The organism is Streptomyces sp. rh34 (genome assembly GCF_002551245.1).
Taxonomy (GTDB): Bacteria; Actinomycetota; Actinomycetes; order Streptomycetales; family Streptomycetaceae; genus Streptomyces.
In genome coordinates, this window is the sequence record NZ_NTGZ01000021.1 from 1 (window position 1) to 12956 (window position 12956).

A 12956-nucleotide genomic window follows, 5' to 3' on the forward strand; every position below is an offset into this window, starting at 1 on the left:
CTCGCACGCGGGCCAGGGGACGCGCAGCGTCTCCTCCACGCCCCGGCGCCGGGCCGACTCCAGCACGGCCCCGCGGTCGGGCGCCCGGTAGGCGATCCAGCCACCCCAGGTGCTGGCGGCGAGGTCACCGCCGGAGGGACCGGGGTCGATCCGCGCCGTCGCGAGCAGGGCCAGCCGGAACCGTGCCTCGGGCGGCAGTTCCATCCCGCGGTACGCCGCCGTGGCCTCGACGGTCGCCACGGTCACCGCTCCGCTGGAGCCCAGGCCGTACTTCCTGCCCCGGTCGTGCAGCCGGCTGCCGATCGTGATGTGCAGCGCGGACGCGGGCAGCCCGCGCTCGGCTCGCAGCCGGTCGGTGACCTCGACGGCCGACACCACGTGCGCCAGGGCTTCGTGCGCCAGCCGGTCGTCCCCCGGGCCGAGGCCGGTGAGCCGGTCACCGTGCCACCGCAGCCGCACCTCTTGAGTGAGCAGGTCCGAGGTGACCACGACATCGGCGCCCGCGCTGCCGGCGGCGGTCACCGTGGCGGAGACCTGCCGGTCGACCGCCACCAGGATCGCCGGGTTGCCCGGCTCCACGACCGCGTACTCCCCGGCGGCGAACAGTTTGCCCGGCGCGTGCCGGGTCACGGTGCGGGTCATGGTCACCGGACCCCGCTGTGCAGGCGGGCACCCGGACCGCGACCGGTGACGGCCACCCGGCACGACGCGGCGGCACGCACCGCCCCGGCGACCCGGTCCGCGTCGACACGCCGGCACAGCACCTTGACGTTGGGTCCCGCGTCGATCGTCGCGTAGGCCGGCACACCCGCCTGCCGCAGCTCCAGCACCGCGTCGAGCACGGTGAGGGAGGCAGGCGACAGGTAGCGCACCGCCGGGCGCGCGGCGAGCATCGTGGCGTGCATGCCGAGTGCGTTGCGTTCGGCGATCTCCCCGACCGCTTCGAGGTCTCCGCGCGACAGGGCCTCGCGCATCCCGGCCAGGTCCGCCCGGCTCGACTCGGCCCACGGCCGGTACAGCGGTGACGTCTGGACGGTCCGACTCATGGCCACCCGGCTGGAGATCGCCTTGGGGCCGGTGTCCAGCAGGGCGATCACCAGCGCCGGATCGAGTCCGGCGGGGACCTGCTCGGCGTAGGAGGCGAGGTCCCGGCCCCGGTCGTCCCCCGCGTCGTCCTCCGGCCCCGCGTACCAGACCGCGAACCCCCCGAAGACCGACCGGGCGGCCGAACCCGATCCGCGCCGGGCCAGTCGCGAGAGCCCGGTGGCGTCCAGCCGGAGCCCGTACGCGGCCGCCGAGGCCACGGCCAGGGCGGCGAAGCCGCTCGCGGAGGACGCCAGGCCCGCCCCGGTCGGGACCGAGTTGAGGGTGGTCACGACAGCGCGTTCGGTCCTCCCCGCCCGTGCCCGCACCAGGTCCAGGAACGCGGTGACGCGGCGGTGGAACCCGCCGTCGGCCGGTTCGCCGTTCAGCGTCACCTCGTCCGTCGGCACGGTCGGGTCCGGCCGTACGGAGGTGGTCGTCGGGAAGGCGTCCAGCGTCAGCGAGAGGCTGTCGGTGACGGGGAGGATGAGCCGCTCGTCGCGCTTGCCCCAGTACTTGACCAGGGCGATGTTCGGATGAGCGACCGCGGTGGCGCCGTCGTCCAGGACGCGGGCGTCAACGGGCATGTCCGGTGAACCTCTCGATCGGCACGACCCAGGTCTGCACGGCCCCGGCCTCACGCAGCCGCCGCTCGACCCGCTGGGCGTGCTCCGGCCCCTCGGCCGAGGCGATCACGCAGCCTCCCAGACCGCTGCCGCTGATCTTGGCGCCCAAGGCGTCCGCAGCGAGTGCCGCCCGGACCAGCGCGTCGATGCGGTCGGTGCTGAGTCCCACTCCGGCGAGCAGCTCGTGACAGGCGGTCAGCTGTCCCCCGAAGGCCGCGGCCCGGCCGTCGGCGAGGTCGCGCACGGCCCCGCGTGTCAGCTCCGTGGCCGCGGCGACGAATTCCTCCCCCGCTGCCGGGTCGCTCTCGAAGCCGCGCCTCAGCAGTTCGACGGCGTCCTTGGTCCGGCCGGCGACGCCGCTGTCCGCGACGACGATCCGGCCGTCGAACCCGATCCGCGGTTCGCGGGCGACGCCACCGGAGAGCAGCACTGGATACGGCGAAGCGGTGGCGAGGGTGTCGATGCCGCTCGCCCGGCCGTGCGCCACGTTCTCGGCGACCTGCACGAGGTCGAACACGGTTCCGGCGTCGAGTTCGACGCCGAAGAGGTCGGCGAGCGCGAGGACCACGGCCCGTGCGCACGCGGCGCTGGAGCCGAGCCCCCGGCCGGTCGGGATCACACAGTCGATGAGCACGTCCAGATGCGGGCGGTCGGTGATAGCCGCCGCCCGTTCGAATTCCGCCACCAGACTCCGGAGTCCGTCGGCGCCCTCCAGCACCACCGGTCCGGATGCCCCCGCCACGGTGAACGTGACGTCGCCCGCGGCGGCGGAGGGGTGCGAGGACTGTGCGGCGCTCGCCGTGACCGTCAGCTCCGCGACCGGAAGGGCCAGCGCCGGGGCCCCGTAGACGACGGCGTGCTCCCCCAGCAGAATCACTTTCCCGTGGGCACATCCGATGCCGAACTCTCGGCTTTTCGAGTTGCCCGGCGCGCCCTGTGCCGAGGTCGGCAAAGTCAACGCACTCAACTCCTTTTTCCCTGCGTCGAATTTCTCTGTCGAGAATCCATGACCGGATAGGGGCGGGCAACAGATCCATGGAATCGCCGGAAATGCGCGCATGACGTTCCCCGAAGGGGCGCGACTGAAGAGGCGAGTATTCCGGCGGATCAGCCGGCGAAAGCGGCACCGAGGTGGAGCGGCCGTTCCCCGGTCCGCCGGGGCGGCCGGGCCGGCGGGGTCGCCGCCGGCGCCGATCCACCGGCCACGGTCTCAGCGCCCCCCGAGGACGAAGAGGGCCAGGGCCACGTTCGTGAAGCCCATCGCCACACCGTGGTACGGCAGCGACAGCGCGTGCTTGCGCACGGCGGCGAGCGCTTCGTCGAACGAGCCGCGGGTACCCCGGGTGACCGTCCACATGAAGCGCTGCGTGACCCCCCAGACAACGGCGTAGAGGACCAGCCCCCAGGTGAAGCCGAACTCGAACCAGGCCGCGCCGAGGACGAGGAGCGCGCCGAGGGCCAGCATCGCCGACTGCACCACCATCGCCCCGCGGATCCCCAGGGCAAGGACATAGGTACGGATGCCGAACTGCTGGTCCTCCAGGTAGTCCTCGGCGTGGTTGGTGACGAACGTGCCCGTCAGCGCCAGCGACAGGCCGATGATGATCACGACACTGCCCCATTCCAGGCCGTGCTCGAAGGACCGCAGCGCGAACATGCCGGGGATGAAGACGCAACCGAACTGCAGGGTGGGCAGCTGCCGGATCCCGGCGCTCTTGAGATGCAGCGGGGGCAGCGAGTACTGGATGCCTGTCAGCCAGCCGGCGAACGCGATCGCCACCAGGTCCCAGTGGCCGGTGCGGACGGCGAGGAAGACCGACGCGCCGAGGTAGAGGGCTGTCGTGACCGCGATGTGGACGATGACCTTGCGTACGCCCAAGCCGTAGACGGCCTGGGGCTGGCGGGCCTTGTACGTGGCGTCCAGCCGGCGGTCGGCCAGCGCGTTCAGCATGTCCGCGAGCTGCATGTGGGTGACGCAGAACAGGAAGGCGACGATCGCGTTCACCGAGGCGAGTTCACCCCAGGTACGGGCTCCCAGCACGGTCGGCACGAGGCCGATGACCATGTGGATCGGGAGGAACTCGATCCGGCGGATGACGAGGGCGTACTTGAGGCGCGTGCCCAGGGGGGCACGTTCGACGGGCACGCCGCGAGAGTCGGTGAATACCTCGGCGAGTTGTGAGCCGAGTGTGGTGGCGCTCGTGCTGGACACGGAGTGCGTACCCTTCTCGTTCGGAACGAAAGAAGCAGGCGCTGGGACGGAGGGCCTGCCCGGGTGAGCGGGGCCGGCGTCGGTCACGACCGTTCGACGGCCGCGCGGTAGTCATCGGTGATGGTGCGAAGTTCGGCGGAGACGTCGCCGTCCAGGCGTTCGGCGAGCGCGCGTTCGGAGCGGTCCATCGCGCGGTTGGCTTCCACGATCGCGGTCGTGGCCGGCCGGCGGGCCGCCTCGTACCGGTGGAGCGCGGCGGCGGGATCACCGCCCCCGGACAGCTCGGCCGCCACGGCGACACCGTCGAGGACGGCCTGGCTCGCGCCGTTCGCGCCGATGGGATACATCGGATGGGCCGCGTCACCGAGGATGGTGACCCGCGAGTCGCCCCAGGTGGGCAGCGGGTCGCGGTCGACCATCGGGTAGTGCAGGATCTCGGGGCTGGCCGCGAGCGTCCCGCGGATGTCGAGCCAGTCGAACTCCCAGTCCGCGAAGTGCGGCAGCAGGTCCTCCAGACGCCCCGGCTCGACACCGGAGCCGGGGTCGCCGCCCTCGACAGCGGCCAGGCAGACCCAGTTGAGCAGGACGGTACCGCGCTCGGCGTGCCGTCGGGAGCACGGGTAGGCGACGAACCGGCCGGCCCGGTCGTCGGCGGCGATGATCATCGTCCGCCCGTCGATGAACGCGGGCAGCTCGGTCAGCCCTCGCCACATCCGCACCGCCGTCGTGCGCAGGGGCGGTTCGTCCGGGTGCAGTTGGGACCGCACCGCCGATCGCAGTCCGTCCGCGCCGATCAGCACGTCGGCCTCGGCCACCTCCGCCTCGCCGGACGGCGTGGTCGTGTGCACGAACACCCGGTCTCCGGCCTGGTGGAATCCGCGCACCTCGGTCGCGGTGCGGATCGCCCGGGCTCCGAGCCGCTCCTTCACGGCTTCGAGCAGCAGCATCTGCAACTCGCCCCGGTGGAGGGAGTACTGCGGCGCCGCATGACCCGCCGCCGCACCTCGCGGTTCGGTCCACAGGGTGGCCCCGCGGTGGTTCAGGTACCGGTGCTCGCGGGTGGGTATCCCCGTGGCCGCCAGAGCGTCACCGAGACCGAGTCCGATCAGCTCGGCGACCGCTGTCGGCTGGATATTGATGCCGACACCGAGCGGCCGGATCTCCGCGGCGGTCTCCAGGACGGTGGCGGGGAGTCCTCGTGCGTGCAGTGCGAGCGCGGCCGTGAGGCCTCCGATGCCCGCGCCGGCTATCACGATGGCGGTCTGTGCAGCCTTGCTCATGGCGGCTGTCACCCTTCTGCCCGGGGCGGGCGTGGGACGGGTCAGGCGGCGGTGACCGCCGAGACCACCGAGTACACGGCCGGCGCGGGCTTCCCGAGCGCGCCCGTGCGTCGCGCGTATTCCTGCGCGGCGGGGTCGGCGAGGGTGGTCTCGATGTCCTGCGCACTGCGCCACTGGACGTAGTTCACGACACGGCTGCCGTCCTTGGACGCGAGGATGTGCGCGGACACGAATCCGGGGCGGTGGCGGAAGACCTTCTCAAGTCCCTCGTTGAGTACGGTGACGAGTTCTTCCTGTTTCACCGGATCCACCTCGAAGACATTGACCAGAGTTACGAGATGGCCGCTCGGGCGAATTGTCGTCTCACTCATGACGCCCAAAATATCGACGGCCAAAAGCCTTGGACAACAGCTGCGTTGACTCATGCGGAATGCGCGTCGGGGGTAATTCGACCGAGTCGGCGCGGCCGGCGGAGCGGAAGTTCCGCCGGCCGCGCCCTGCCCTGGCTCAGACCGCCACGGGCACTGTCCGGCCGTCGAGGGTGAAGCCCTCGTAGTCGGCGGCGACGATCTCGTTCAGCCGCTGCCGGTAGGCGCCCAGGCCGCCGAAGAAGAACAGCGTGCGCCGCTTGCGGCCGGGAATGTTCGTGCCGAAGATCCAGGACTCGGTCTGCGCGAACAGGCTGTGCTCCGCCATCTCCCGGCACTGCGTGGTCCAGCCCTCCTCCGCGGCGGCGGTCGCCTCTATGCGGGTGATCCCGCGCTCCTCCGCCGCGCCGACCAGCCGCGCGATCCACTCGACCTGGGTCTCCAGTCCGGGCGGCAGGTTGCAGAAGACGCTGTTGGGGCCGAAGACCATGAACAGGTTGGGGAATCCGTTCATGGCGATGCCGAGGTAGCTGCTCGGAGCGTCGCCCCAGTGCTCCTCCAGCCGCACGCCGTCGCGCCCTCGTATGGCCACCTGGTGGTAGCCGCCCTCCATGGCGTCGAAGCCGGTGGCGAAGACCAGGACGTCCAGTTCGTGCTCGTTTCCGTCCTCGGTGACCACACCGGTCGGTGTGATCCTCGCTATCGGGGTCTCCTTGGTGGACACCAGGGTGACGTTGTCGCGGTTGTAGGTCTCGTAGTAACCGCTGTTGCAGATCGGCCGCTTGGCGTAGAAGTCGGTCGGCATGAGCTTGCGGGCCGTCTCCGGGTCCCGCACGGTCTGCTGGATCTTCGAGCGGATGAAGGAGGCGGCGGCTTCGTTGGCCGCCGGGTCGAAGGGAAGGTCCGCGAACGTGCCGAACATGAACCGGAAGCCGTTGCCCGCCTGCCACCCCTCCTCGAAGACGCGCTCGCGCTCGGCGGCGGAGACGCTCATCGCCGGCGTCAGGCTCTCCTCGAATCCGCAGCCGACCCGGGAGTCGAAGACCTGTTCCCAGATCTCGTCGTAGTTCTCCCGGACCTCCGCCAGGTACTCCTCGCTGAGCGGCCCGTCGCCGGAGGGAACGACGTACTGCGCGGAACGCTGGAAGACCGTGAGGTGCTCGACCGTCCTGGCAGCCGCGCAGATGAACTGCGTACCCGTGGAACCGGTGCCGACGACCCCGACGCGCTTGCCCGCGAGGTCCAGGTCCGCGGGCCAGGCTCCCGTGTGCACGATCGGGCCGGCGAAGGTCTCACGGCCCGGGATGTCGGGGAAGTTGGCGGTCGACAGCGGTCCGAGCGCGCTGACCACGTACCGCGCGGTGAACTCCTCGCCGCTGTCGGTCCGCGCGGTCCACAGCTGGGTCGGCCCGTCGTACGTCAGCGACTCGACGGCCGTGTCGAACTGGATGTCCTTGCGCAGGTCGTGCCGGTCGACGACCGCCTTCAGGTAGGCGAGGATCTCCGGCTGTGTGGCGTAGCGGGTCTTCCACTGCCACTCCCGCAGCATCTCCTTGTCGAAGGAGTAGCGGTAGACGATGCTGTCGACGTCCGCGGCCGCGCCCGGGTAGCGGTTCCAGTACCAGGTGCCGCCGACGTCGCCGGCCTTGTCGAAGGCTCGTACGGTGAGGCCGGCCTCGTCCCGCAGTTTGTGCAGCATGTAGATGCCGGCGATTCCGGCGCCGATGACGATGGAGTCCAGGTGGGTCGGTCGGTCCTTCATGGCTGCCTTTCGAAGCTTCGACGGGTGCGGGCGTGGGTGCCGAGGATCACGGCTGGAGCCTGGTGACATGCCATCCGGTGGCCGTCCGCTCGTATCGCAGACGCCGGTGCAGGCGGCTCTCCGCGGCGGACCAGAACTCCACGGAGTGCGGCTGGAGCCGGTATCCGACGAAGCGCTCCGGTCGCGGCAGCGGGACGTCCTCGGCCGCGAGCCGATCGGCTTCCTGCCGCAGCTGCCGGGGATCGTCGAGCGACTCGCTCTGCCTGGAGGCGGCGGTCATCGGGTGCAGACCGGCCGCGCGGCCGTGCCAGAGCCGGTCGTTCTCGTCGTCGTCCAACAGGGCCACGGGGCCCGAGAAGCACAGCTGCCGTGCGGTCTCCCGCCAGTAGAACAGGCCCGACGCCCATCCCGTCGTGGCGATCTCACGGCCCTTGCGGCTGGTGCTGTGCGTGGTGAACAGCAGTCCCTCGGTGGACGCGTCGCTGACGGCGACCATCCGGTTGGAGGGGCGGCCGGAGCTGTCGGTCGTGGCCAGGGCCAGGGCGTACGGTTCGCGGACACCACCCTCGATGGCCCCTCGCAACCAGGCGAGGGCCGGCTTCATGGGTTCGGGCGGCGGGTTGTCGTATTCCGGGAAGTCGAGGTCGACGACGCCGGTGATGCTTTCCAGTTCGCTGCTCACTTCTCCCCCGTCAGACGCGGATGGTGCCCTCGGCGGCGACGACCCCGTGGCCGCCGACCCGTACGCGGGCGATCTCTCCACCAGTGCCGACCGTCGCCTCGGCGACCATGATCGAACGCCTGCCGAGTCGGACCCCTTGGTGGATCTCGATGGCCCTGCCGTACGGGACCAGTCCGTGCCGGGCCAGGTGGATGGCGAGCGGACCGGCCGCGGAGCCGGTGGCCGCGTCCTCGACCACGCCGTACGCGGGCGAGAACATCCGGGTCTGCCAGTGCTCGCCGTCCGGGGCGAAGCAGTTCGCGGCCATGTCCTCGAACGCGGCCAGCGCCCGGTGGTCGGGGCGCAGGGCGTCCAGCGCGGCAACGTCGGGAAGGCCGACGAACACATGCCGGGGGCCGTTGCGGTAGATCTCCACCGGCAGGGTGGAGGAGTCGAGGCCCAGCGCCGCGAGCAGGGCGTCGGCGTGCTCGTAGGGGCGCCACTCGGGGATCGGCTGCTCCATCGAGGCATGCGCCCCGTCTCCGCCGGGAGCGCGGACGACCTCGAAGGGCACGACGCCCATCGCGGTCTCCAGCCGCAGCCGGTCCCTTCCGTGGTCCAGGGCGACCGCGACGGCGGTCCCGAGCAACGGGTGCCCGGCGAAGGGCAGTTCGTTGACGGGGGTGAAGATCCTGACCCGCAGGTCCGCGTCACCGGTGGTGGGCGGCAGCAGGAACGTCACTTCGGAGAGATTCATCTCCTGCGCTATCCGCTGCATCCGATCGGCGGTCAGGTCGCTCGCTCCGAAGAAGACCGCGACCGGATTGCCCCGGAGGGGCTCGTTCGCGAAGGCGTCGACGACGACGTACCGATGGGAGGCGCCGCGGCCGTGGCCGGACCCTCGCACCGCGGCCTGGACCTCGAACCGCTCGCGGTGCGTCACGGGAGCGCCGATCAGCTGTGCGGCCTTGTTCTCCGGAAGGTCGGCGGGACGCTCGCCGTCCCAGACCATGACCGCGCCCCAGCGGTTGCCTGCCCGGTCGGCGATCCAGAACTTCTCGTGCAGGCCGCTGACCTGCTTCCACTGTTCGACGACGCCGTCCTCGCGCAGGTGTCGCTCGAGGTCGTCCACCGTGGTGAAGGCGTCCTGAAGATCCCACCAGGCGATCTCCAGGTTCATGAGGTTCGTCCGTTCCCTTGGATTCATTCGCCCAGTACCCATTCCGTCATGTCAGTGAGGATGCGAGGCCCGTCGACCGTGAGCAGCGACTCCGGGTGGAACTGCAGCGACGCGAACCGGTGGCCGCGCAGCGCGTGTACCTCCCCGGTGTCCGGATCGCCGCAGATCTCCACCGGCACGCCCGCCTCCGTGTCCCGGCGGTCGGCGGCGGCACGGGCCTCGAAGGTGTTGTAGAAGGCCACGCGTTCGGGCTTGCCGAAGAGACTGATCCGCCGCTGCACGCCCTGGTTGGGCCGGGCGCGCCGCAGCACGGGGAGGCCGAGCCGCCGGCAGAGCACCTGATGGCTCAGGCAGACGGCCAGCATCGGACGTCGCCCGGCGAGCAGTTCAGCGATGACCGCGTCCAGGGCGGCGACCTTCGGATCGCCGGGGTCACAGGGATCACCCGGCCCAGGACCCAGGATGATCATGTCGTGGTCGCGGGTCTCGTACGGTTCGTCGAAACGCCGCACCGTGACGCCGAGCCCCAGCGCGCGCAGTTGGTGTTCGAGCATGGAGGTGAAGGTGTCCTCGGCATCGACGACCAGCACCTTGTGCCCGTCCAGCACGGTGGAGCGGGCGTATCCGACGGCGTCGGACGTGGTCCAGAAGCCGGCGATGCCCTCATTGCGCCGGCTCAGGGAGGAGAGCACCTCGGGGTGGGCGGCGAACCCTCGGCGGGGCTCCGTCTCCCCGAACGCCGCCAGCAGGGCCGAGGCCTTCGCCCGGGTCTCGGCCACCTCGCCCAGCGGATCGGAGTGGCGCACCAGGGTGGAGCCGACCGAGAGGGACAGGCGCCCGGCGGGGTCGATCTCGGCGGTGCGGATCACGATCGCCGAGTCCAGCGTGGGGCGGCCGGCCCCGTCGCTGCCGACCAGGCCGATGATGCCGCTGTAATAGCGCCGGCCGCCCGGCTCGTAGCGCTGGATCACCCGTGCCGCGTTCTCGACCGGGCTGCCGGTGACCGTGGGCGCGAACATGGTCTCGCGCAGCAGTTCCGGAACGCCCCGGTCCGTGCGCCCCTCGATGTGGTACTCCGTGTGCGCGACCCTGGCCATCTCCTTGAGGTGCGGGCCGGTCACCGACACCGTCCCGGGCAGGCAGAGCCGGCACATCATCTTCAGTTCCTCGTCGACCACCATGTACAGCTCCTCGGCCTCCTTGCGGTCGGCGAGGAAGTCGGTCACACCGCTCAGGGTCGGGCCGTCGGCCGGGTAGCGGTAGGTGCCGCTGATCGGGTTCATCCGGACGACGTCGTCGATCAGGCCGACATGGCGCTCCGGTGACGCCCCGACGATGGTGGATCCGGCGGTGCGCACCAGAAACGTCCAGTACGCTCCCCGCTCGGCCGCGAGCAGGTGGCGGAACGCCGACAGGGCGGCGTCCGGACCGGGATCGGCGACGTCGGCGATGTAGGTGCGCTTGATGACGAAGTTGGCTCCCTGTCCGGTGCCGATCTCGTCGACCAGCACCGATTCGACGCACTTGGCGTACTCACGGTCGTCCGCGTCGAAGTGACCGTTCTCCAGGCTTACTCGGCGGTCCGGCAGTCGGCGGAGCACCGAGGAGACCGGGTGGCGCTCCTCGGCCGTCACTCGCATCGCGAGGAGGGGCGCGCCGTCGTCGACCGCGGGATGACCGCGCTCGGCGAGCTGCCGGTAGGGGACCACGACCAGCATGTCGCTGGACGCGGTGCCGGCGGCCGGGCGGCGATCGAAGTCGATCGCCGCGAGCGACGCGGGATGACCGGTCTCCCCCGCGATCACTTGCACGTGTCGGCCGTGTTCGTCACTGCGACAGATCAGGGCGTAGTCCCCGACCGTGTCATCGAGCACGGCGTCGAGCAGATCGGCCGTCACGGCACGAGGTCCTCGGCCGTGGCGACCCTGGCGCAGCAGTCGGCGGCGTACTGGAGCGTCTGCCGGTGCCGGTCGGCGGAGAAGTCACCGATCGCGTCCCCGGCGAGGAAGACCTGTACGTCGTTGCTGTAGGCCTCAAGGGCGGTGGTGAGGATGCCGACGTGTCCGTACACGCCGCACACCACCAGTTGATCGCGGCCTTCGGCCCGCATCCGCTCCAGCAGGTCGGTGCGGAAGAACGCGCTGTAACGCCACTTCACGAACGTCCAGTCGTCGGCGCCCGGGGCCAGCTGGTCGGTGATCACGCGGTCCGCTTCCGAGCTGGTCATACCCGGCCCCCAGAAGTCCCGGAGCAGGCCCCGGTCCTTCGGCGTCATGCGGCCCGGCTGGGCGGTGTAGGCGATACGGACGCCCTGTGCCGCGCATCGCTTGCGCAGGGCGGCCGCGGTATCGACCAGCCGGGCGCGCATACCGGGTTCGAACGGCTCGAGGAAGTACCTCTGCATGTCGTGGACGAGCAGCACGGCTCGTTCGGGTCGGACGGTCCAGTCGACCACGCCGACGGGCATGTCCTGCCGGGTGGGCAGGTCGTACGGTTCGACTTCGATTTTCAGGCTCATGACAACCCCCGCCTCGTCAGAACAGATGCGCCACGCGGACCGCCCACGGCCGACCACGCCGCAACGACCTCGGCGGCTTGCGCCGGACCGAGCCTGGGGTCGCACAGGCTGGCGGCGCCCATGGCCGCCGGCACCGCGCCCGCGGGGCCCCCGACGCACTCGTCCACCGCGTACGGACTGGTCTCCAGATGGAGACCGCGGCCCTGCGCGCCCACGCCGTTCAAGCACTCCGAGAACCGGCGGACCTCGTCCACGGCCGTGGCGACGTGGCGTGTCTTGGTCCCGTCGGGGCGCTTGACGGTATTGGCGTGCAGGGGATCGCAGAGCCAGAGCACGGGGTGGCCCGCGTCCTGGACCGCGCGGGCCAGGGCGGGCAGCCGAGCGGTGACCAGGTCCGGGCCCATCCGCACGATCAGCGCGAGCCGGCCGGGGTCGCGATGTGGATCCAGACGGGCGCACAGTTCGACCAGCTCGTCCGGTGTCATGCCCGGCCCGACCTTGCAGGCGACCGGGTTGACGACCCTGGACAGCAGGTCCACATGGGCACCGTCGAGTTGCCGGGTGCGCTCGCCGATCCACGGCCAGTGGGTCGACCCGAGCAGCAGCCGGTCGTCTCCGGTCGGACGAAGCTGCGGCTGCTCGTAGTCCATCAGCAGCGCTTCGTGGCTGGTCCACAGCAGGTCCTCGGCCTCCCGCGCCTGCCAGTCCGCGTCGGCCCGCCATCCGAGGTGCTCCATCGCCTCGCGGGCCGTCATGAAGCACATGAGCAGCCGCAGGGGATCGGGCCGCCTGCTGTGAGCGTCCGGTGCGGGCAGGTTGACCATGTGGCCCCGGTAGACGGGGAGCCGGCCACTCCCGGGCGTCTCCTCGAGGGGACGCGAGCGGGGTTTGGCGAACTGGCCGGCGATCCGGCCGACCCGGATGACCGGCAGCCCCGATTCCGCGCCCAGCAGATCGGCGAGTCGGTGGACCAGGGCGGCCTTGGCCTCCATGGGGGACGCGCGGCATTCGTCGGGATGCTCGGCGCAGTCGCCGGCCTGCAGAACCAGAGCTTCACCGCGCGCCGCCGTCGCCAGCGCCCCGCGCAACGCGAGGACCTGTTCGGTGTCGACGAGCGAACCGGTGGCCGCCAGGACGTTACGGACCTGGGCAACCTGATGCCGATCGCCCCATTCCGGCTGCTGGGCAGCTGACATTGGTTGCTTCGAAGAAGCCTGACATTTCACGTTCGATCCCACCCCCGTAGGGTTGCCAGAGAACGAGATG

General features: G+C 71.0%; 12 protein-coding genes. All 12 read right to left on the reverse strand.

Features of this window, described 5'->3' with window-relative positions; translation table 11 throughout:
- Positions 1-642: phosphomevalonate kinase (locus CR470_RS07200; protein WP_107489449.1), on the reverse strand; the 642-nt coding region annotated here is incomplete at its 3' end.
- A gap of 2 nt (positions 643-644) precedes the next feature.
- Entirely contained in the window at positions 645-1670 is a 1026-nt protein-coding gene (gene mvaD, locus CR470_RS07205) for a diphosphomevalonate decarboxylase (protein WP_097866728.1), read from the reverse strand.
- Positions 1660-2586: a mevalonate kinase gene (gene mvk / locus CR470_RS07210; protein WP_257138478.1), complete on the reverse strand. Its 927-nt coding sequence runs from the start codon at positions 2584-2586 to the stop codon at positions 1660-1662. The genes mvaD and mvk overlap by 11 nt, the downstream gene beginning before the upstream one ends.
- Positions 2587-2919: 333 nt before the next feature.
- A complete protein-coding gene (locus CR470_RS07215; protein ID WP_097866730.1) occupies positions 2920-3921 on the reverse strand; it encodes a UbiA family prenyltransferase in 1002 nt (333 codons plus the stop codon).
- An 83-nt stretch (positions 3922-4004) separates the two neighbouring features.
- A complete protein-coding gene (locus CR470_RS07220) occupies positions 4005-5201 on the reverse strand; it encodes an FAD-dependent monooxygenase (RefSeq protein ID WP_097866731.1) in 1197 nt (398 codons plus the stop codon).
- A gap of 41 nt (positions 5202-5242) precedes the next feature.
- Positions 5243-5572, reverse strand: coding sequence for an antibiotic biosynthesis monooxygenase family protein (locus CR470_RS07225; protein WP_097866732.1), 330 nt, complete (start codon positions 5570-5572; stop codon positions 5243-5245).
- Between the two features lie 136 nt (positions 5573-5708).
- The gene (locus CR470_RS07230) at positions 5709-7331 is read right to left on the reverse strand and encodes a flavin-containing monooxygenase (RefSeq protein ID WP_097866733.1); all 1623 of its coding nucleotides are present in this window, start codon (positions 7329-7331) and stop codon (positions 5709-5711) included.
- 46 nt (positions 7332-7377) lie between these two features.
- Positions 7378-8013 (reverse strand): phenazine biosynthesis FMN-dependent oxidase PhzG, encoded by a 636-nt coding sequence (gene phzG / locus CR470_RS07235; protein WP_097866734.1) that lies wholly within the window; start codon positions 8011-8013, stop codon positions 7378-7380.
- A gap of 10 nt (positions 8014-8023) precedes the next feature.
- A complete protein-coding gene (locus CR470_RS07240) occupies positions 8024-9172 on the reverse strand; it encodes a PhzF family phenazine biosynthesis protein (RefSeq protein WP_097866735.1) in 1149 nt (382 codons plus the stop codon).
- A 23-nt stretch (positions 9173-9195) separates the two neighbouring features.
- A complete protein-coding gene (locus tag CR470_RS07245) occupies positions 9196-11070 on the reverse strand; it encodes an anthranilate synthase family protein (protein WP_218923754.1) in 1875 nt (624 codons plus the stop codon).
- Positions 11067-11690: an isochorismatase family protein gene (locus CR470_RS07250; RefSeq protein WP_097866736.1), complete on the reverse strand. Its 624-nt coding sequence runs from the start codon at positions 11688-11690 to the stop codon at positions 11067-11069. The genes CR470_RS07245 and CR470_RS07250 overlap by 4 nt, the downstream gene beginning before the upstream one ends.
- Positions 11687-12928 carry a 3-deoxy-7-phosphoheptulonate synthase gene (locus CR470_RS07255; protein ID WP_306667790.1) on the reverse strand — a complete coding sequence of 414 codons (1242 nt, stop codon included), beginning with the start codon at positions 12926-12928 and terminating at the stop codon, positions 11687-11689. Before CR470_RS07255 ends, CR470_RS07250 begins: the two co-directional genes overlap by 4 nt.
- Between the last annotated feature and the right edge of the window lie 28 nt (positions 12929-12956).